The sequence below is a fragment of the Burkholderia sp. 9779_493 genome (genome assembly GCF_015712215.1).
Lineage (GTDB): Bacteria > Pseudomonadota > Gammaproteobacteria > Burkholderiales > Burkholderiaceae > Burkholderia > Burkholderia cenocepacia.
The window spans coordinates 338758-358325 of record NZ_JACCQA010000001.1; the positions used below are offsets into that span (position 1 = coordinate 338758).

Below are 19568 nucleotides of genomic sequence, written 5' to 3' on the forward strand. Positions count from 1 at the left end.
TTGCTCGCCCGAACATGAACACACATCGCGACCGCCCGGCTTATACGTTGTGGCAACTGATCAGGTACTTCGCGTGGCTCGGCGCGACGGGTTTCGGCGGACCGGTCGCGCTCGCCGGCTACATGCATCGCGATCTCGTGGACACGCGTCGATGGATCGCCGACGCGGACTACAAGGAAGGCCTTGCGCTCGCGCAGCTCGCGCCGGGCCCGCTCGCCGCGCAACTGGCGATCTATCTCGGCTACGTGCACTACCGCATCGTCGGCGCGACGCTGGTCGGGATCGCGTTCGTGCTGCCGTCGTTCCTGATGGTGGTGGGGCTCGGCTACGCGTACACGCGATTCGGCGGCCTGACGTGGATGCAGTCGGTGTTCTACGGTGTCGGCGCGGCGGTGATCGGCATCATCGCGATCAGCGCGCGCAAGCTGACCGCGAAAAGCATCGGCCACGACAAGCTGCTGTGGGCGATCTATCTCGCGCTGGTCGCCGTGACGGTGATCACCGAATCGGAAGTGGCGTGGCTATTTCTCGCGGCGGGCCTGCTCGTCTGGTTCACGCGCGCGCCGCCCAGGTGGCTACGCCAACGGCGCGTCAATGCGGCGATGGCGTTGCCCGTCTCCGCCACCGGCGCGTGGCTCGGTATCGTCGACTGGCCGCAGCTCGCGCAACTTGCCGCGTTCTTTGCGAAGGCCGGCGCGTTCGTGTTCGGCTCGGGGCTCGCCATCGTGCCGTTCCTCTATGGCGGCGTCGTCACCGAACACCATTGGCTCGACGAGAAGCAGTTCGTCGACGCCGTGGCGGTCGCGATGATCACGCCGGGCCCGGTCGTGATCACGGTGGGCTTCATCGGCTATCTGGTGGCCGGGCTGCCCGGTGCGTGCGTGGCGGCTGCCGGCACGTTCCTGCCGTGCTATCTGTTCACGGTGTTGCCGGCCCCGTACTTCAAGAAGTACGGCAGGCTGCCGGCGATTCTGGCGTTCGTCGACGGCGTGACGGCCGCGGCCGTCGGCGCGATCACGGGGTCGGTGATCGTGCTGGCCCGACGTTCGATCGTCGATGTGCCGACCGCGTTGGTGGCGCTCGCGACGATCGTGTTGCTGGTCAGGTTCAAGAAGCTGTCGGAGCCGGTGGTCGTGGGCGGAGCCGCCGTGCTGGGCCTGATCGTGTATCCGCTGTTGCATCACTGACCGTGGAGGCCGCCATGCAATGGATTACGCGACAACGTCCGAAAATCGACCGGGTGGCGTGTCCCTGGCTCATTGCCCGGTTCATCGACGAGACCCCCGAATTTCTGTACGTTGCGCCGGCCGACGTGCTGCGGATCGCCGACGAGACCGGTGCGATTCCGTACGACATTCCGGGGGTGGAGCTGACGCACGTCGGCGAGCAATGCAGCTTCGATGCGTTTCTCGACAAATATGGTCTGGCCGACGATCGCGCGTTGCAGCACATGGCCCGCATCATTCGCGGCGCGGATACGTCGCGACTCGATCTGACGCCGCAGTCCAGCGGGCTTTATGCCATCTCGCTCGGGCTGTCGGACATGTTTTCCGACGATCACGACATGCTCGAACATGGTCTCGTCATGTACGACGCGCTGTATGCGTGGTGCCGGCATTGCCAGGCAGAAGGCCATGCGTGGCCGCCGAAGATGGCGGAGTGACGAGCGGGAAAGCGGGGATGCGTGCAGACGACCGGCGTGGCCGCCGGTCGGCTCGCTAGACGGACGAAACAAAGCCCGCGAGGCGCGGGCTTTTCGTCAACAGTTGCCTTTCTTGGCCTGTCCCGGCGGACAGAATCCATTTCCCGGCCCGCCTTGCGGCGCGACCACGACCGGCGCGCCAGGAACATAGGCGACGCACCCGCCGAGCGCGCCCACCATGCTCGCCGCTGCGAGCAATGCGATCACCCCTTTTTTCACTTCGTTCTCCCGTTGGAAGGAAAGGGCCGTTCGGCCCTTTCGATGATGCCGTCAGCGCGTCAGAAACTGAAGTTGACGTTGGACTGACTGGTCGTTGCGTTGACGTTTGCCGATTGGGTCGCCCCCGATGCCGCGTCGGCCTCGATCGTATATTGGCCCGCGGCAGCCGGCGCCGCGGCCAGCGCGACCGGCAGCGAACCCGAGTAGGTGCCGACGATCGGTGTGGCAGCGGGCACGGACAGCGAATAGGCGCCGGTGTCCATGTTCGCGTTGCTCGACGTGATCTCGTAGGCGTTCGCATCGATCGTCTGCAGCGCACGCACGAAGGCGTTCGCGCTCGCCGTCACCGTACCGCCGACGGTGCTCATCGTCGAGGCCGGCAGCGTGATCGGCGCGTTCGACGCCGACACCGCCGTGGTCGTGTTCACGACGACCGGAACCGAGCGGACGATGCCCGATGCGAAGTTGTTCTGCACGATCACGACATCGTAATTGCCCTGCGTCGAACTCTGGATCAGCGGCGACAGCACGAACTTGCCGGAACTGTCGGCCACCGTGCCGCGGACGACCTTGCCGCCTTGTTCGGCATAGACGGTCGCGCCGGCTTCGGCCGATGCGACGTAACCGGAGATCGCGCCGCTCACGACGGTCGGAATCGCGGTGACGACGGGTTTCAGCGCATACGAGCCGTTGCCGCGCTGGACGATCGACTTGCAGGCGTTGAAGTCGAGCACGAGATCGACGAGCGTATTGGGCTGAACCGTGAACGGCTGGATGATCTTGTAGCCGCTTTGCGTCGCGCTCGGCGTCGCGAGCGCCTGTTCGGTGCCGCCGGTCGGGACGACCGAGTTCGCGAGCGTGTTGCCCTGGTTCTGCGCGAGCACCAACCGAACTTGCTGATACTGGCCGGCGGGCAGCGCGGTCTGGCCGAGATCGGCGAGCACGCCGTTGGTCAGCGACAGCAGGTCGATCTTCTGCGGCGTCGCGAGGGAAACGGTCGACCAGCCACCGTCGTTGTCGGCGGCGTTCGCGTTGGCGTTGACGCGGACTTGCGAAACGGTGACGTACACATGGTCGAAGCCGCACGATGGCGCATCCGTCATCGCGACGTGCAGCGTACCGGTTTGCGTGCCGCCACCGTCGTCGCCGCCGCCGCAACCTGCAAGGACGAATGGTACGAAGGCGGCGCACAGGGCGCTCTTGATGATGTTGTTCATATGTCACCCCCCAAGTGGGATCGTTATTGTGGGTGACGGAAGGATAGCGAGGCGGCAGCCGGCTATTTGGGCATCTTTGAAACCGACGGTAACAATTTGTTCGATCGGTCAATTTTTACCGGGATTGATGTCGCTTCGGATGGCCCGGGCCGGGTGGCGGCGGGCAATTACGTCGTACGGCATGGCCGCACGTTCTTTCGTCGTATGTTTGTATCGCCAGGGGCACGGGGACTCATGGAGCGGCGAGAAATTGCCTGGGCGGCGCGAGTGTGCCCGCCCGGGATGTATCGGGATGAAGTCGACCATCAGGGCAAGCCGGCCGGCTGTAACACTGAGTTGTCGGCAAAGCAGGGCCGTTCGCGACGGCAATCTGGCAAGATGCATCGACTGACTGGATACAGGGTGTCCCATGCATATCGCGATCGTGACCTTCCAGGGCTTCAACGAGCTCGACTCCCTCATTGCGCTCGGCGTGCTCAATCGAATCAGGAAGCCGGGCTGGCGGGTAACCCTTTCTTGTCCGGAGCCTGCCGTCACCTCGATGAACGGGGTGACCGTGCAGGCGCAGTCAACGTTGGCGGACGCTTGCACGGCCGATGCCGTCCTCATCGGCAGCGGTATGCAAACCCGCCAGGTCGTCAATGACGCGGCACTGATGGCGCAGCTCGAGTTCGACCCTGCCCGGCAGCTCATCGGCGCGCAATGTTCGGGCACGTTGGTTCTGGCGAAGCTCGGCTTGCTCGGCAACATCCCGGCCTGCACCGATCTCACGACCAAACCGTGGGTGCTCGAGGCGGGCGTCGACGTCCTGGATCAGCCATTCTTCGCTCGAGGCAACGTCGCCACGGCGGGTGGCTGCTTTGCTTCGCAGTATCTGGCCGCGTGGCTCATCGCGCGCCTGGAAGGCGAGGACGCCGCGCGCAGCGCGCTGCACTACGTCGCGCCGGTCGGGGAGAAGGACGAGTATGTTTCGCGTGCGCTGACGAACATCAAGCCCTACTTGGGGTAGCTCGACGAGCAATGACGCCGCCTCCATCGCAGCAAGCCGGGCGCGGCGGGTTGACGGGCCGCTGTGGTGTTCCTCACGGGAGGCGTCGGCGACGACGATTCGCGCCGGTCAGGCTGGATAGCGGTTGATGCGCGATCAACCCGGCCCGTCGCTCGCTGCCGCGAGCAGCGGCACGACCAGATCGCTGATCGGCGTCGGAATGCCGTGGGTGCGTCCGTACCGCTGCACGACGCCATTCCGGCAGTCCCACTCGAGGGGGCGGTTGCCCTGTCGGTCGGCAAGAATCGACGTACCCAGATCGGGTGGAAAGCCATGGAATCCATCGACGATTTCCTGCGGCACGTCATCGCCCAGCTTCGCGCCCTCCGCACGCGCGACCTCGAGACATTCCCGCAGGTAGGCGAGCGCCAGGGCCGTGATGTCGCTGCGCGAGAACATGCCGGCGCGGCGGCCGGTCAGCACCATGAGTCCCGCCACGGCATTCTGCAAAAGCTTTCGCCACGCGAGCGAGATGAAATCCTCCGCGACCTCGGGCGAGCAGCGCGTGCCGCGTAAAGCCGACACCACCACATCGCTCGCCGGCGTATCGGGCAGCGTGAGCCGGGGCTTGCCCCGCAGCCACACCGACGCGTCCGGTTCGCGTTGCGCCGGAAACCAGACGACCGACGGCACCACCGCGGCGCCGGCCGCATACGGTGCGAACGCGGTCTTTTGCTCGACGCCGTTTTGCAGCACGCAGACGACGGTATTCGCATCGCATAGCGCGGAGATCCAGGGTGCGGCGCTCGCCACCTGCGTCGCCTTGACCGCGACGAAGACAAGATCGACCCGTTCGTTGATCGCGTGCGGATCGGTCAGTACGGGCCCGGGCACGACGATCTCGCCGCCATCGAAGCGCAACGTCAACTGCGCGTGCGCCGAGCGGCCGCAGATCACCGGCGTGCGGCCGGCTTCGTGAAGGGCGGCGGCGACCGTCGTTCCGATCGCGCCCGGACCGACGAGGGCGACGCGCGGGTGGTGGGATTTCGTCATGGTGTTCGTCCTGTCGAGTCGTTTGCCAGATGCGGGCGCAGTGCGAGCGCGAGCGGAAAAATCGCGACGGCGGTCAACGCGGTCGCATACGTGGCGCCGTGCACACCGATCTTGTCGCCCAGAAAACCGTAGAGCACGGGCGATATCGCGCCCGATGCGATCGTTCCCGTATAGAAAATCGCGAATGCGCGCTCGGTGTGCTCGGGCGCGGACATCTCCGGAACGGTGCCGTACAGCACCGACGAGGTGCCGTTCAGCATCATGCCCAGAATCGGCAGCAGCACCATGGCCGGCGCCAGCGGGAGATACATCACCGCGACGATGCACGCCGCCGTACCGCCCTCCGTGAACAGCACCGTACTGACCATACCCATGCGCGCGCCGAGCCAGCCGCACATGAACTTGCCGGCCGCGCCGCCGATGAAAACGAGTGCAAGAGCCGTTCCCAACAGCTGAGGGGAGACACCCTTTGCGTTGAGCAGGAAAGGCAGGAAGGTGAGGAGTCCCATGCGTACGGCCGTATCGAGCACGCCGATGGAAAACAGCGCGGCGAATCCGCTTGCTCCGGTGCCACTGCGTTGAGTGGACGCTCGTACCTTGGCTGTCGTCTTCGCGGCGGCGCCGCGTGGCACGGCGGGAAACCACAACGCGATGACGGCAGCCACGACACAGCCCAGTCCGGCGACGATCCATAGCGCGTGGCGCCACGGCATCAGGGTCACGAGCAGCGAAATGGCGGCCGGCAGCGCGGATTTCCCCAGATCGCCGGAAAAGTTGTAGATGCTCAGCGGGCCCCGCGCGTCGCGCCCGTAGAGGCGCGACACGGCGCCCGACGCGATCGGATGCTGCGTGCTCGATCCGCCGCCCGAAATCGCCAGCGCCACGCCCAATCCGAGCAGGCCGCCCGACAGGCCCGCGATCGCATAGCCGAGCGCGGCGAGCAACGTACCGAGTGCGAGGGTCGTGCGGCTGCCCAGACGCTGGGCGAGACGCCCGGCAGACAACTGCAGCGTCGCCATCGTGCCGGCGTAGATGCCGCGCAGGATCGCCAGCGCCGCAAAGTCGAGCCCGAATTCCGACTGCCACACGGGTAGCAACGCATAGATCATGTCCGTATAGCCATCGTGCATCGCGTGTGCAATGCAGGATAGCCATAGCACGCGCCGTCGGGATGGCGCGGTTTCCGACATGACGGGTGGGGAAAAAACCGGCGGGCGCATCGTCGTTCGCTCCGTGCGAGCGGGTCATGGAAGCCGCGCGCGGTATCGTTTTCAGGCTCGATGGGTGAATTTTATGGCTGACGGGACAGCCATTTCAATTGAGCTAAAATCGCGTCAATGGAGAGAAAAAGTCACGTCATGAACGAGAGCCGGGATGCTGCGACGCACCGCGGGGAGTTGCCTCCGCTCAATGCGCTGCGCGCGTTCGATGCGGTCGCGCGGCACGGCAGCTTCGCGGGGGCCGCGGCGGAACTGCATGTCACCCACTGGGCCGTCGGCAAGCAGATCCGGTTGCTGGAGGACTGGTTCGGCCTGCCGTTGTTCGACCGTCGTCCGCGCGGTGTCGTGCTGACCGACGAAGGGGCCGCGTTGCTGAACGACGTCAGCCACGCGTTCGAGCGCCTCGGCACCGCGGTGGTGCGGCTGCGCCACAACACGTTCACGCAGCGGATATCGGGGGTCGTGCGCGTGAATGTGCCGATGAGCTTCGCGCTTTGCTGGCTGCTGCCGCGGCTCGCCGATTTTCACGCGCGGTATCCCGACATCGACGTCAGGGTGTCGACGACCTCGCGCAAGCTGCGCTATGTCGCCGACGCTTTCGATATCGGCGTGCGTTCCGGTCCCGAGCAAGGCGCGGGCGTCGTATCGCGCCCGTTGATGCCCGACCTGCGCGTGCCGGCCTGCAATCCGGCCTTGCTGCGCCAGCATCCGATACAGAGCGTGGCCGACCTGCGTCATCACACCCTGCTGCATTCGGCCACGACGCGCTCCGCGTGGTCGCACTGGTTGAAGGAAGCGGGGGCTGCCGATCTGCGGGCGGCGCGCCATGTCGAATTCGATCATGTGAATCTTCAGCTCGGCGCGGCCATCGAGGGGCTCGGCGTCGCGCTGGCGTCGCTGCCGCTGATCGGGCGCGATCTCGCCGAGGGGCGCCTCGTGTGTCCCATCGCAGCGCCCGTATGGCGTGCCGACGACTACATGCTGGTGACGAACGCCGATCGCGCCGACGAGGCGGCGGTGTCCGCGTTCGAGGAATGGATGGGAGGCATGGCGAGCCAGGAGGGTGGCTAGGCTTGCCGGTCAGATCGGGCGGCAAGGGGCGACGAAACTGGCGGAAGCCTTCGTCGCCGGCGTCGTGCGCCCACTCGTCCGGACCGGCGAATCGGCGATCAAAAGCCGTGGAACATGCCGATGTTGACCTGCACCTGGTTGCCGCCCGACGAGGTGTTGCCAAAGTCGGCAGCCGACGCCTGCGCGCCCTTCGCGTGAACGTAGGCCCCCATCGCGTACAGCGCGGTACTCTTCGACAGCGAGTACGTGGCACCCAGCGACACCTGGTTGATCGAAGCCATCGTGCGACCTTCGGCCGCTTGCTTGGGCGTGGCCGCGGAACCGTACACATACGTGTAGCCGGTCGCCAGCGACAGCGCCGGCGTGACCCGGTACTGCAGCAGCGCACCCAGCACGTTGAAGTGGATCGACGGCTGGCCATCGTTGCCGTGGTACTGGGCGTTCGAGTAGCGCAGGCCGGCCGTGTACGGCCCTACCTGGTATTGCGCGGCGATTTGCGCGATGCCCGCGCTCTTGAACGCATTGCCGCCGTTGTAGCCCGAACTCGGATAGCCGAGCGCACCCCCGAAACTCGGTTGTGCCGTTGCGTTCAACCAGCCGTTCTCGCCCTGGTTGACCGCACGAAAGTAGCCGCCGGCGACCGTCAGGCCGCCTTGAGCGTAGGTCGCGGCCGCCGACCACGATTGACCCGAACCCGTTGCGCCGGCCACGCCGCCGAACGAGTACGCGCCTTCAGCCTGGAAGCCGTGGATGATCGGCGAAATGTACTTCACGGCATTGTTCTGGTTCGTCGTGTTGTCGTTGTTGTCGACGTCGCCCGGGGTCGAGAAGGTCGATGCCGAAATGACGTCGCCCGTCAGGGCCTGAACCATCTCCGTCACGGCGTCGAGCTGGCGCCCCATGCGCAGTGCGCCGTACTGTTCGGACGCGAGGCCGACGTAAGCCTGGCGGTTGAACAGCGAACGCGTGGTGCCGATCGGCCCTTGGCCGCCGATGCCGCCGGTGCCGATGTTGAAACCATTCTCGATCTTGAATACCGCCTGGAGACCGCCCCCGAGATCCTCTTGCCCCCTGAGGCCCCACTTGTTCGAACCGGCGGCGCCGCCATCGAGGCCGAACCGGCTGTGACCGTTGACGTTCGACGTATAGCCGATGCCCGCATCGAGCATGCCATACAGGGTGACCGACGACTGCGCCATTGCTGCCGACGATGCTGCGAAGGCGGCAACCGCGATAACGCTGATGTTGATTTTCTTGTTTTTCATCTGCATTTCACTGTCAGGAGTGGGTTTCGGGATGGGTTGAAACGGCTTTGTTGTATTCGAATGCAGGTGACGCGCACGGCTTGCGCATCGTTTCGGTCGCGACGGTCAGCGTCGTATTCGCCAGAGCGGCGGACCAGATTCACTCATTTCGTGATCCTTACAATCTTGTGTGGAGAACGCCGTATTGCCCGAGCGATCCGGCACCCGCTCGATTGGAACGATCGTGGTGCCACGACGTGAACGAGAGCTGCTGCCTTGCTACGTTGTCGCTTCAGCCGTGCTGCCGCGGCGCGCGCCACGCCCCTGCAACGTGGTCGCACTTTGCAGGTGGAAAAACCATATCAGGAACATAAATTCCCGTCAAAATTAGTTTGATATAAGTTAATCTCGTTTGATGACCTCGCGCCTTACGGAGTTTCCCTTATAGAAACTGCCATCAGGGCGACGTGCTGTCGACGTCCGCGCCATCATGCCGATGATCTCGACAAGGGCAAGCGAATGCGCGCTATGTGGCGGAGGACGATATCCGGCTGAAAGGGGCGACAATCGGGGGCGGAAAGTACCGGTCGGCAGATCTCGCTGATTGCGCGGCGCCGGTCGAATGAGGTCCGTTCGATAAGCCGAAAGCCATCGCGGAAAATCGGTCACCAAGCGTGGTGCTCGGTAACCGGTCCATTTGCGCGTCGATTGCGATAATCGAAACGGATAAGGAGATTATTGAATGTTGCGCGTTAGTCGCACGTGAGCTTTCGTGTGTCGCACTGTTTTCGGATCAGCTACCAGTACCTTACAGGTTGCGATTGCGACCGAACGCCAGTCGCAGACGAAACTCAGCATTCGATCTCGCGCTGCATTAGATAGAATTTCATGTCGTCGCGGCCCTGCATTGAAATCGGCACCGGATCGCGATTAAAGCCGAGCATTTCGTAGAATCGATACGCCGACTCGCGGGCCGTGCACCACAGCAGCGTGCCATGCTGTTCGCGTACATGGCGAAGGGAGAGATTGACCAGCAGGCGTCCGAACCCCAGCCCGCGTACCGACGGATGGACGGCCATGCCGCGCAGGCGCCAGGCCCCGGCGTTCGAAACGCCGGATTGTGCTTCTTTACACACCGATGCCACGGCAACGATCGTATCGTTATCGCGAACGGCAAAATGCGTTGTCGTGGGGGCGAGATCGCCGTGTAAAGCACTTCCTTCCTCATCTCCCGCCATCAGGATGGCGGCCCTGAGGGGATAGGTTTCTTCCGCACGGACGGCACAGATGGTAAAGCGCACATCTTGTGAAATCATATAATTATCGGCTCTTTTCGTGACGCAGATTTTCTTGCAGTTCTCTTTCGGTATACCCACTCGCAAAATTAGCAGTTGCCGGATATTGCCGGTAAGGGTAATTTCCTATCCGCCACTTCTTTTCCAATCATACGCTAACTGCGATCACAGATGACGTCGAAAGTCTCGACAGATGCAGAGCTTGCCTACGACGAGATCCGATCGAGGATCTTTGACGGCCGCCTTGCGCCTGGACAGAAAGTATCTCACCGCGGCCTGTCCGACGAACTGGGTTTCGGCCAAATGCCGGTGCGCAGCGCATTGCATTTGCTCGAATCCGAAGGGCTGGTCGTCGTCATCGAAAAGAGTGGAACCTATGTTGCCTCGCCCACGACGAGCGATCTCCGCGAAATTTTTGAAATGCGGCTGGCGCTGGAGAGTACCGCGGCGTTTCTTGCCGCGAGGTCGGGCGTCACGCCGGGTCTTTGCGAGGCGGCGGGGAAGATGCGGGAACTGATCGACCGGGACGTCGCGGACATCATGCTCGAGCAACGTATCGGCTGGGTGTTTCATCAAGAGCTGTTCGCTGCCGCACGGAACGTTCGAATCTCGTCGGCGTATGGTTTGTTGCGGGCCCAGACGCTCGCCTTGAACGAACTCCCGCGTGGCGACGCCGAAACCGTCCGGCGCGGCACGATCGAGCATCTGCACATCTTTCAGGCAATCGAAGCGAACAACGGCGAGCTGGCGCGTCAGCACATGTGGAACCACATCGTTGACGGTACGCCGGCACGGATAAAACTGCTAAAGGCGCGGCATGAACACGAAAAATAAAGGGCTTTCCCTCCCGATGCAAATGCTTGGCGGACTTGTCCTGGGCGCCGCTTGCGGCGTGCTTGCTCCGGGCTTTGCCGCGAAGCTGGGCTTCTTGAGCACGATGTTCGGCCACGCGATCAAGATGGTCGTGATGCCGTTGATCTTCCTGTCGGTCACGGTCGGTGTCTTTCGCGCGGGCAAGCTTCGCGAGCGGCTTGGAAAGGTCGCGCTGTCCAGTATCGCCTTCTTCGTGTTGATGACCGGCCTGGCTGCGTCGCTCGGCCTGCTGCTCAACTTCGCATTTCGACCGGGGCTCGGTGCGAGCATGGCGCAGTCGGGATCGATGCCGGCAGCGCTCGCGTCCAGTATCGACTGGACGAAGTTTCTTGTTGACCTGATTCCCGCGAACATCGTTGCGGCGCTCGCGGCGGGGAATTCTCTGCCGGTGCTCGTTTTCGGCGTCATTTTCGGCGCGGCATTGGCGGCTGCACCGGAGCGTGCGGAGCCTGCGATCGCCGTTTTCGAGGCGCTGCTGTCGGGGCTGTTCAAGATGGTCCAGTGGGTGATCGCATGGTCGCCGCTCGCGATCTTCGCCGCGATCGCGCAACTGCTGGCGGCCAAGGGCTTTACCGGCGCGCACTCGCTCATCGAACTGCTGGGCGTGGCCTATCTCGGCATGGCGGTGCTGGCCGTCGTACTCACGATCGTCATTCGCATTGCCGGTCAGTCGCCGGTCGCCGTTCTCAGGAAGGTGAAGGAACCGCTGATCCTCGGTTTCACGACGCGTTCGTCCGAAATTACCTACCCGTTGCACCTGAAGAAGCTGGTTGAACTGGGTGTGCCGTACGGCGTCGCGTCCACGATTTTGCCGCTCGCCTATATTTTCAATCGCGACGGCGCCGTGCTCTATACGGCCCTTGCGGTCGGCTATCTGGCCGACGCGTATCACCTGGCCTGGTCCTGGCCGCTGGTGATCACGATCTTGATCCTGACGATCATCACCATCGACGGAGCGGCCAATGTGCCGTCCGGGGCGATCGTCGCCATCACCATCGTCCTCACGTCGATCGGGTTGCCGGCCGATGCGGTGCTGCTGCTGTTGGGCGTCGACGCCTTTTTCGACATGGGGAGAACCGCGCTCAACGTGTACGGGAGCACGACGGCGGCCGCTGTCGCGGTGAGGCTTTCCGGTTCAGACGACATGGCCGCGGAAACCGTGACGCGTCAGGCAAGCGTGTAGGTGCTTCGGAAGCGACGGGCGGCGGGCGTTTTTCAATGTCGCGCCCGGCGACTGTCACGCATTGGGGTGCGCCCGCTCGGGCATCCAGGCGCCGCGACGAGAACAGGACTGGACGAGCGTTCGTTCTTGGCGAGTTTCAGTGGGTAGGACGACGTATTTTTTTTGCTGGAGAAAGATGATGGTTGGTTCAGCGTCCGCAGATTTTTTCATGCTGCGCTTAGGCACGCCGCATCCGTCGTGGACATTCACCGATGACAGCAACATGCTCGGCATCGGCGATTGCGACGGGGTGATGAGTGCCATGTTCGAACTGGATCGCAACCAGGTCGCACGGATCAGAGGCTTGGGCCAATCGGTGGGGAGAATCAGGTGTACTTGCGAACGCGGTGGCCGGGAGCTGCAGTTTTATCTCCATGGCAAACAGGTGTCGCAAGGCGTGTGGGTCGGGGTCGCGTCGGCTGATCCCGACTATCTTCCGACGGCGGCGACGATCGCAACGTGGGAAGTGCCGAATCGCGACGATGTCTTCGCGTTTCCGGGCGCGCGGGCAGACCTGATCGCCTCTGCCAGCCTGGCCTGAACTGCGATCACAGATTGTTGCGCGGGCGCGGTCCGGGACCGCTCCGATTCTCGGGACGCGGTCGTCTGACGAGCCCGTCCGTCTGTACGCGCAGGCCGTCTAATGCATGTGGTTCTGGCACGCACCAACCTCGGATCGCCAGAACCAATTTGCTGGCCAGTTCACTGGCCAGCGTTTTTTATTCCTCGAGCCGATCTCGTCGGCTCGTTTGCCGGGCGCTTATCCGGACAAAACAAAAGGCCGGTTTGTTCGGGAATTTCGTTCAGAGCGAGGCGAGCGGTGGCTGGATGACCGCTCGCTTTGCGCGCGATCCTTTATCGGGTAAGGTCAGGCAACGCTGCATCGTCGGTAGCGGCACATCAGACACTGTTCCACGCATCGCGCCAGCTCCATGCCCCTGATCTTCGTCCCCGTCACGCACGCCGACGCCGAAGCGCTCGTCGCGATCCGCATCGCCGCGATGCGCGACAGCCTCGAGCGCATCGGCCGTTTCGATCCGCAGCGTGCGCGCGAACGGTTTCTCGCGTCGTTCGATCCGGCGCGATGCCGTTTCGTCGAAGTCGACCATTCGCGTGCGGGGTTCTACACGCTTCGCCCGAGGGCGGATCACTGGTTGCTCGACCATCTGTACATCGTGCCCGCGCATCAGGGGAAGGGCATCGGCGCCGCCGTGCTGCGCGAGATTTTGGCCGAAGCCGACGAACACCGGATGCCCGTTCACGTCGGCGCGCTGCGCGGCAGCGACTCGAACCGCTTCTACGAACGGCATGGCTTCGTGCGAACCGGCGAAGCGGAATGGGACATCTACTACCGGCGCGAACCGGGCACGGCGACGACGTAGCGCTCGCGTGATGGATTCCGAATGAAATCGACACGCACGTATTAGCGTTTCCACCAATGTGGAAAACGCGGGGCCGGCCGATGTCGCAGAGAGGGCGTGAATAATTGATCCGAGGCCGATTATGACGACATCTGCAACAAACGACCTGAATGCCGTGTCGCCCGAAACGTCCGACACCGCGGTGGCATCCGGTGAAGCGGCCCGCGTACCGTCGATCCTGCTCGTCGACGACGAACCGAACGTGCTGTCGGCGCTCAGGCGCGTATTCCGGCCCACCGGCTACGACATCGCGACGGCCGACAGCGGCGAGGCCGCGCTCGAGATCCTGGCGTCGACCGACATCGACCTGATCGTGTCCGACATGCGGATGCCGCACATGAGCGGCGCGGAATTCCTGGCGCGCGCGCGGGCGCTGTACCCTGACACGATGCGCATCCTGCTGACCGGCTATGCGGAGATCGCGTCGGTCGTGCAGGCCGTCAACGAAGGCGGCGTGTATCGCTACCTGAACAAGCCGTGGGACGATCACGACCTGCTGCTGACCATCGAGCAGGCGCTGGAGCAGCGCCGTCTGCGTCGCGAAGCGGCGCGGCTGGCGGCCCTCACCGAAGCGCAGAACGACGCGCTGCGCCGGTTCAATACCGACCTCGAAACGCAGGTTCGCGCGCGCACCGAGGAGCTCGGCCAGACCGTGATGTTTCTCGAAGCGGCGCAGAGCGACCTGAAAAGCAGTTTCACCGCGATGGTCCAGGTGTGCGCGAGCATGATCGAGCTGCGCTGCGGGGCCGCGAGCGGGCATGCGATGCGGGTCGGCGAGATCGCGCGGCGGCTCGCGCTGGCGTCCGGGATGAGCGAACTGCACGCACAGGACGTCTATTTCGCGGGGCTGTTGCACGGCATCGGCAAGTTGTCGCTGCCGGACGAATTGCTGCACAAGCCGCTCGCGCGGATGACGACCGACGAGCACCGCGTGTTCCAGGAGCATCCGCTGCGTGCGCAGATGGTGCTGACGCCGGTCGCCCAGTTGCACAAGGTCGCGTCGATCGTGCTGCACCAGTACGAGCGCTTCAACGGCCGCGGCACGCCGGACGGGCTGGTCGGCGACGCGATCCCGGTCGGGTCGCGGATCGTCGCGATCGCGCGCGATTTCGAAGGGCTGCGCCACGGCGAAATCGGCGCGCCGCATTCGATCGAGCAGGCGATCGACGTGTTGCGTTCGCAGGCGAACGTGCGTTACGACCCACAACTGGTCGCGCGTTTCATCGAGTTGATGCGGGATCCGGCGAGCCTCGGCATCGCGGCGTCCGTCGCGGAGATCCGGTCGGCGCAACTGCGCGAAGGGATGGAGCTCGCCGACGATCTGCGCACGCATCGCGGCGTGCTGTTGATGACGAAGGGCAGCGTGATGTCCGCGCATCAGATCGAGCTCGTGCGCCGCTTCGAGACGCGCGAGGGCACGCCGTTCGACATTCTCGTGCTGGCCCGTCCGGCCGGGCAGGCGCACGCACCCAATGGAGGGGCGCCGCCGGCCTGATATCGAACGTCGACCGGATGACGACCGCGGGGCGCGCGACCGCCCGCACCGCGACGCTGCATTCAACTCGTTGCGCGCGCCCCGATCATGCATGGCATCTACAACCTTCCGCTCGTCCTGCTGTCGCTCGCGATCGCGACGCTGGCTTCCTATACGACGCTCGACCTCGCCGCGTTCATTTCGCTGCTCGACAATCCGAAGCTCAAGCGCGCGTGGCTCGGCGGCGGCGCGGCGGCGATGGGCACCGGAATCTGGTCGATGCATTTCGTCGGCATGCTCGCGTTTTCGTTGCCGGTGCCGCTCGGCTATGCGTGGCAGGAAACGGGCGCCTCGCTCGCGATCGCGGTGCTCGTGTCGTACTTCGCGCTGAACGTCGTCACGCGCGCCCGGCTGGGCTGGCGGCGGCTGTGCGCGGGCGGCGTGCTGATGGGCGGCGGGATCGCCGGCATGCACTACACGGGGATGGCCGCGCTGCACATGCAGCCCGGCATTCGCTACGACGCCGCGCTGTTCACCGCGTCGATCGGCATCGCGGTGGTCGCGTCGACGGCCGCGCTCTGGATCGCGCAGGCGTTGCGCATGCAGCAGGCGCGCCACGCGACCGCGCAGCGCATCGGCGCGGCCGCCATCATGGGCATCGCGATTACCGGCATGCACTACACGGCGATGGCGGCCGCGCATTTCGCCCCGGACGCGCGGTGCGGCGCCGCGAACGGCGTCGACGCGCCGTGGCTCGCGACGACCGTCGCGCTGTTTACGATGGCGACGCTGGTCGTCACGCTGCTTGTGTGCCGTTTCGATGCGCGCACCACTTTCCTGCGCGGCATGACCGATACGCTCGAACGGCTCGTGCGGGTGCGAACCAGCGAACTCGAACGCGCGCTGCACAGCTACGAGCAGACGACGCAGATGCTGCAACGCACGCGTGAGAACATGGCGACCGAGATCGACGAGCGCAAGGCCGCGCACGCGCTGCTCGAACAGGAGAAGGACGAGCAGCGACGCCTGCTGCATGCGCTCGAGGAAACGCACGAGCAGTTGCTGCAGTCGGAAAAACTCGCGTCGATCGGCCAGCTCGCGGCCGGCGTCGCGCACGAGATCAACAATCCGATCGGCTTCGTCAGCGCGAACCTCAACACGTTGAAGACGTGGGTGCGCAGCCTGCTCGACGTGGTCGGGGCGCATGAAGCCGCGCTGCCGCAGCTCGATCCGGCCACCCGCGACGCGCTGACGGCCGCGCACCGCGCGGCGGATCTCGACTACGTCCGCGACGAGATCGCGACGCTGATCGACGAATCGATCGACGGCGCGCTGCGCGTGCGGCGCATCGTGCAGGACCTGCGCGATTTCTCGCGCCCGGCCAGCGACGAATGGAGCGTGGTCGATCTCCATGCGGGCCTCGAGAGCACGCTCAACGTCGTTCACAACGAGCTCAAGTACAAGGCCGACATCGTGCGCGATTACGGCGACGTCCCGCACGTCGAATGCCTGCCGTCGCAGTTGAACCAGGTGTTCATGAACCTGCTGGTCAACGCCGCGCAGGCGATTCCCGAGCGCGGCGTGATCACGATCCGCACGTCGAGCGACGGCGAACAGGTGTCGATCGCGATCAGCGATACCGGCGCCGGCATGACACCCGACGTCGTGCGGCGGATCTTCGATCCGTTCTTCACCACGAAGCCGGTCGGGCAGGGCACGGGGCTCGGGCTGTCGGTCTCGCACGGCATCGTCGAGCGTCATCGCGGCGCGATCGACGTGACCAGCGAGCCGGGGCGCGGCACGACCTTCCGGATACGGTTGCCGGTTCGGCGTGCCGGCGACCGCGCGGACGCCGCAGCGCTGGAGCAGCCGGTTTGACGTCATGACGGCGGCCGTTCGCGAGCGGCCGCTGCGAGCGTCGTGCGTCACGCCGATCGCTTGCGGCGCTGACGACGAAAGAAATGCCAGAACATCGCGGTCGCGTCCGGCCCCTTGGCGGAATGGAACGGCTCGCTCGGGTCCCCGCCGCTCCACGCATGCGGCAGCCGGCGGACGATGCACACCCTGACGACCAGCCGCCCCCCCTTCAGATAATCGACGTAGTCCGCATCGTCCTGCGCGTAGCTGCGTTGCTCGCCGACGCGGATCGCACCGTGTTCGTCGACGAGCCGGTTGAGCCGCGCGAACGCGATGCCGAGCTGCGTCGCGTTCCGGTCGGTCACGACCGTATCGAGCGCGCCGTGGATGACGAGGGCCGGCATGCCGGGATAGGACGCGACGTCGGCGCACGCGTCGAGCGCGGCGATCGGATCGTCGCGGAGCCCGCGACGCATCAGGCTCATCGCGGCCATCGTCGACGACGGCGGCGCGATGGCCGGGCCGGAGTGCAGGCCGACGGCCGCGAAACGGTCGGGATACCGGAGCGCCAGCACCGCGGCGAGCCCGGCGCCGGCGGACAGGCCGGCCACGTAGATCCGGTCGCGATCGAAGCCGTGGCGCCGCACGATGGCGTCGACCAGCGACGCGACGGCCGCGGCTTCGGACACGGTCGCGTCGCCATGCCAGTGCCAGCAGCGGTGCGCATGGGTCGTCTTGGCCTGTTCGGGAAACAGCACGGCGAACCCCGCTCGCTCGGCCAGACGGCAGATGCGCGTGCCCGCGGCGAACGATTCGGCGGTCTGCTTGCAGCCGTGCAGCATGACGATGGCTGGCATGCCTGCTGTCTTGGCAGGCGCGGCGGGAAGATACAGCGCATACGCAAGATGGTTCACGAGCCGGCCGGCGCTCGGGCCGGCGGAATGAAACGAGCGCAGCCAGGTGCCGGGCAGCTCGACCGACGGCGCGCGTGCGGCGGGCGCGGTGCCCGTCCGTTTGGCGGCAGGGGCGGCGACGGCCGGCTTGATGGTGCGTTGAACGACCTTTTTGGCGGCTTTTTGGGTGGCTGGTCGCGGCTTGCCGGCCCGCTTCTTCGGCCGCGCACCGGTCGCGATGGAAAACAGTTCGAGATGCCGTAACCAGAGGCTGGATTTTTTCCTGGGCATGTGCGGTTTCGTGCGGGCGGCCGGCCGTGGCGGGAAGAGGCGGCCGACTCCACCGTCGGATGGAAGTCGAACGGGCGCGGAGCAAGGTTCGTGCTGCCGGTGCCGCGGCAACCGAAAGGCGGCGTCCGGCTGAACGGGGGTGACGCGCATCGATTATCGGCGATGCTAGCCGCCCGACGTGACGAGCGTGCGAATCGAAGCCTCCTTCGGCCCTGAAAAGGACCATCGCGCATCGGGAATCGTTCGGTTCGCCGGGCCCTGGCCGCCGGGCATTCACCGCCCACGCGGCCGGAAATGACGACGGCGGTGATCGAATCGTCGGATAACGCCGTTGTTCAGTGATATCGTGCGGTTCGACAGAAGCGTTCACCGTTCATTCCGTTGTGAGGGGCGACATGCGTCTTGCTGATTTCATCGTACGGAACATGGAACCGATCCTGGTGCAGTGGGAAGCGTTTGCCGCCACGTTGTTACCGGCCGCGAGGCACATGAACTCGCAGGGGCTACGCGACCACGCGCGCGAGATCCTGACCGCCGTCGCCAAGGACATCGCGACGCCGCAAACGAGGGAGGAGCAGCACGAGAAATCGCTGGGGCGCGCGCCCGAGCCGGCGAACGCCAGCGAGACGGCCGCCCAGACGCATGCCGTTCTGCGCGCCCGCCGGGGTTTCAACATCAACCAGCTGGCAGCCGAGTATCGGGCGCTGCGTGCCAGTGTGCTGCGGCTGTGGATCGATGCGTGTCACCCGGCGCCGCCTGATATGGGCGACATGATTCGCTTCAACGAAGCGATCGACCAAGCGCTGGCGGAATCCGTGGCTTTCTTTACCGACCAGGTCGAGCAGGCGCGCAACTTGCTGCTTGGCATGCTGAGCCACGACATGCGCACGCCGCTGCAGACCATCCAGCTCACGGCGTCGTATCTTGCCGCCCTCAATGCGGGCGAGGCCGTATCGGAGGCCGCCGCTCGGCTGATCCGAAGCGGCGGCCGCATGCAGGGCCTTCTCGACGATCTCTGCGATTTCAATCGAACCCAGCTCGGGCTGGGCATCAACGTCGTTCCCCGCAATATCGATCTCGCGCACGTGCTCGTCAATGTGGTGGACGAGTTGCGGGCCGGTCATCCGGATCGCGAAATTACCGTCGATATGCGCGGTGATCTCCGGGGTGAGTGGGACGAGCAGAGAATGCAGCAGTTGCTGAGCAACCTGGTGGGCAATGCCATCAAGTATGGCGCGCGCGATACACCGGTGCGGGTGGTGGCCACGACGACCGGCGATGAAGTGTTCGTCGAGGTCGGCAACAGCGGGCCGGCGATCGATCCGCGCATGCTCGACCGCATTTTCGATCCGCTCGAGCGCGGGGAAGAGCGTCAGGGACGGACGGGTGACGATGCCGGCCTGGGGCTCGGCTTGTTCATCGCGAGGGAAATCGCCAAGGCGCATCGCGGCCGGATCGACGCGCGGTCCGATCAGACGGAAACCGTGTTTGCGGTGCGGCTGCCGAGACGTGGGTGAAGCGGGGAGGG

17 protein-coding genes are annotated in these 19568 nt (G+C 65.0%); 11 read left to right on the top strand and 6 right to left on the bottom strand.

Translation table 11 applies throughout. The features are described from left to right. Nucleotides 1-14: 14 nt before the first annotated feature. Both H0X95_RS01460 and H0X95_RS01465 read left to right on the top strand, forming a co-directional pair. Nucleotides 15-1187 (top strand): chromate transporter, encoded by a 1173-nt coding sequence (locus H0X95_RS01460; RefSeq protein WP_006485582.1) that lies wholly within the window; start codon nt 15-17, stop codon nt 1185-1187. Between the two features lie 14 nt (nt 1188-1201). Then, nucleotides 1202-1663 carry a chromate resistance protein ChrB domain-containing protein gene (locus tag H0X95_RS01465; RefSeq protein WP_006485541.1) on the top strand — a complete coding sequence of 154 codons (462 nt, stop codon included), beginning with the start codon at nt 1202-1204 and terminating at the stop codon, nt 1661-1663. 317 nt (nt 1664-1980) lie between these two features. Here H0X95_RS01465 and H0X95_RS01470 read toward each other — a convergent pair whose 3' ends face one another. After that, complete coding sequence (locus H0X95_RS01470) at nt 1981-3138, bottom strand: DUF4382 domain-containing protein (RefSeq protein ID WP_059723865.1); 1158 nt, start codon at nt 3136-3138, stop codon at nt 1981-1983. A gap of 409 nt (nt 3139-3547) precedes the next feature. Between H0X95_RS01470 and H0X95_RS01475 the strand changes: the two genes are divergently transcribed. Further along, a complete protein-coding gene (locus H0X95_RS01475) occupies nt 3548-4147 on the top strand; it encodes a DJ-1/PfpI family protein (RefSeq protein ID WP_006485564.1) in 600 nt (199 codons plus the stop codon). A 135-nt stretch (nt 4148-4282) separates the two neighbouring features. Here H0X95_RS01475 and H0X95_RS01480 read toward each other — a convergent pair whose 3' ends face one another. Next, the gene (locus H0X95_RS01480; protein ID WP_058903879.1) at nt 4283-5179 is read right to left on the bottom strand and encodes an oxidoreductase; all 897 of its coding nucleotides are present in this window, start codon (nt 5177-5179) and stop codon (nt 4283-4285) included. Then, nucleotides 5176-6399 carry an MFS transporter gene (locus H0X95_RS01485; RefSeq protein ID WP_059723863.1) on the bottom strand — a complete coding sequence of 408 codons (1224 nt, stop codon included), beginning with the start codon at nt 6397-6399 and terminating at the stop codon, nt 5176-5178. The genes H0X95_RS01480 and H0X95_RS01485 overlap by 4 nt, the downstream gene beginning before the upstream one ends. A 138-nt stretch (nt 6400-6537) precedes the next feature. Between H0X95_RS01485 and gcvA the strand changes: the two genes are divergently transcribed. Continuing rightward, complete coding sequence (gene gcvA / locus H0X95_RS01490; RefSeq protein ID WP_172843456.1) at nt 6538-7470, top strand: transcriptional regulator GcvA; 933 nt, start codon at nt 6538-6540, stop codon at nt 7468-7470. Between the two features lie 98 nt (nt 7471-7568). Here gcvA and H0X95_RS01495 read toward each other — a convergent pair whose 3' ends face one another. Then, nucleotides 7569-8735, bottom strand: coding sequence for a porin (locus H0X95_RS01495; RefSeq protein ID WP_034204104.1), 1167 nt, complete (start codon nt 8733-8735; stop codon nt 7569-7571). Between the two features lie 830 nt (nt 8736-9565). Next, entirely contained in the window at nt 9566-10030 is a 465-nt protein-coding gene (locus H0X95_RS01500) for a GNAT family N-acetyltransferase (protein WP_034203986.1), read from the bottom strand. A 150-nt stretch (nt 10031-10180) separates the two neighbouring features. Here H0X95_RS01500 and H0X95_RS01505 point away from each other — a divergent pair, with 150 nt between their 5' ends. The 6 genes from H0X95_RS01505 (at nt 10181) to H0X95_RS01530 (ending at nt 16877) form a co-directional block, all read left to right on the top strand. Beyond that, entirely contained in the window at nt 10181-10843 is a 663-nt protein-coding gene (locus tag H0X95_RS01505) for a GntR family transcriptional regulator (RefSeq protein WP_006485559.1), read from the top strand. Then, nucleotides 10827-12065 (top strand): dicarboxylate/amino acid:cation symporter, encoded by a 1239-nt coding sequence (locus tag H0X95_RS01510; protein WP_006485544.1) that lies wholly within the window; start codon nt 10827-10829, stop codon nt 12063-12065. Before H0X95_RS01505 ends, H0X95_RS01510 begins: the two co-directional genes overlap by 17 nt. Nucleotides 12066-12240: 175 nt before the next feature. Continuing rightward, nucleotides 12241-12645 (top strand): hypothetical protein, encoded by a 405-nt coding sequence (locus H0X95_RS01515; protein WP_006485531.1) that lies wholly within the window; start codon nt 12241-12243, stop codon nt 12643-12645. A 391-nt stretch (nt 12646-13036) separates the two neighbouring features. After that, nucleotides 13037-13486 carry a GNAT family N-acetyltransferase gene (locus H0X95_RS01520; RefSeq protein WP_059723860.1) on the top strand — a complete coding sequence of 150 codons (450 nt, stop codon included), beginning with the start codon at nt 13037-13039 and terminating at the stop codon, nt 13484-13486. A gap of 121 nt (nt 13487-13607) precedes the next feature. Next, the gene (locus H0X95_RS01525) at nt 13608-15020 is read left to right on the top strand and encodes an HD domain-containing phosphohydrolase (RefSeq protein ID WP_006498056.1); all 1413 of its coding nucleotides are present in this window, start codon (nt 13608-13610) and stop codon (nt 15018-15020) included. Nucleotides 15021-15107: 87 nt separating this feature from the next. Beyond that, the gene (locus tag H0X95_RS01530) at nt 15108-16877 is read left to right on the top strand and encodes a histidine kinase (RefSeq protein WP_059723858.1); all 1770 of its coding nucleotides are present in this window, start codon (nt 15108-15110) and stop codon (nt 16875-16877) included. A 47-nt stretch (nt 16878-16924) separates the two neighbouring features. Here H0X95_RS01530 and H0X95_RS01535 read toward each other — a convergent pair whose 3' ends face one another. Beyond that, nucleotides 16925-18040 (bottom strand): extracellular catalytic domain type 1 short-chain-length polyhydroxyalkanoate depolymerase, encoded by a 1116-nt coding sequence (locus tag H0X95_RS01535; RefSeq protein ID WP_059723856.1) that lies wholly within the window; start codon nt 18038-18040, stop codon nt 16925-16927. Between the two features lie 395 nt (nt 18041-18435). On the opposite strand from H0X95_RS01535, the gene H0X95_RS01540 reads away from it, so the two are divergent. Then, nucleotides 18436-19557 (top strand): sensor histidine kinase, encoded by a 1122-nt coding sequence (locus H0X95_RS01540; RefSeq protein ID WP_048985991.1) that lies wholly within the window; start codon nt 18436-18438, stop codon nt 19555-19557. Nucleotides 19558-19568: the final 11 nt, after the last annotated feature.

What these genes read in the sequence shown, in the direction of transcription:
- H0X95_RS01460 (WP_006485582.1), top strand. Translation starts at nt 15, where the DNA reads ATGAACACACATCGCGACCGCCCGGCTTATACGTTGTGGCAACTGATC.
- H0X95_RS01465 (WP_006485541.1), top strand. Translation starts at nt 1,202, where the DNA reads ATGCAATGGATTACGCGACAACGTCCGAAAATCGACCGGGTGGCGTGT.
- H0X95_RS01470 (WP_059723865.1), bottom strand. Translation starts at nt 3,138, where the DNA reads ATGAACAACATCATCAAGAGCGCCCTGTGCGCCGCCTTCGTACCATTC.
- H0X95_RS01475 (WP_006485564.1), top strand. Translation starts at nt 3,548, where the DNA reads ATGCATATCGCGATCGTGACCTTCCAGGGCTTCAACGAGCTCGACTCC.
- H0X95_RS01480 (WP_058903879.1), bottom strand. Translation starts at nt 5,179, where the DNA reads ATGACGAAATCCCACCACCCGCGCGTCGCCCTCGTCGGTCCGGGCGCG.
- H0X95_RS01485 (WP_059723863.1), bottom strand. Translation starts at nt 6,399, where the DNA reads ATGCGCCCGCCGGTTTTTTCCCCACCCGTCATGTCGGAAACCGCGCCA.
- gcvA (WP_172843456.1), top strand. Translation starts at nt 6,538, where the DNA reads ATGAACGAGAGCCGGGATGCTGCGACGCACCGCGGGGAGTTGCCTCCG.
- H0X95_RS01495 (WP_034204104.1), bottom strand. Translation starts at nt 8,735, where the DNA reads ATGAAAAACAAGAAAATCAACATCAGCGTTATCGCGGTTGCCGCCTTC.
- H0X95_RS01500 (WP_034203986.1), bottom strand. Translation starts at nt 10,030, where the DNA reads ATGATTTCACAAGATGTGCGCTTTACCATCTGTGCCGTCCGTGCGGAA.
- H0X95_RS01505 (WP_006485559.1), top strand. Translation starts at nt 10,181, where the DNA reads ATGACGTCGAAAGTCTCGACAGATGCAGAGCTTGCCTACGACGAGATC.
- H0X95_RS01510 (WP_006485544.1), top strand. Translation starts at nt 10,827, where the DNA reads ATGAACACGAAAAATAAAGGGCTTTCCCTCCCGATGCAAATGCTTGGC.
- H0X95_RS01515 (WP_006485531.1), top strand. Translation starts at nt 12,241, where the DNA reads ATGATGGTTGGTTCAGCGTCCGCAGATTTTTTCATGCTGCGCTTAGGC.
- H0X95_RS01520 (WP_059723860.1), top strand. Translation starts at nt 13,037, where the DNA reads ATGCCCCTGATCTTCGTCCCCGTCACGCACGCCGACGCCGAAGCGCTC.
- H0X95_RS01525 (WP_006498056.1), top strand. Translation starts at nt 13,608, where the DNA reads ATGACGACATCTGCAACAAACGACCTGAATGCCGTGTCGCCCGAAACG.
- H0X95_RS01530 (WP_059723858.1), top strand. Translation starts at nt 15,108, where the DNA reads ATGCATGGCATCTACAACCTTCCGCTCGTCCTGCTGTCGCTCGCGATC.
- H0X95_RS01535 (WP_059723856.1), bottom strand. Translation starts at nt 18,040, where the DNA reads ATGCCCAGGAAAAAATCCAGCCTCTGGTTACGGCATCTCGAACTGTTT.
- H0X95_RS01540 (WP_048985991.1), top strand. Translation starts at nt 18,436, where the DNA reads ATGCGTCTTGCTGATTTCATCGTACGGAACATGGAACCGATCCTGGTG.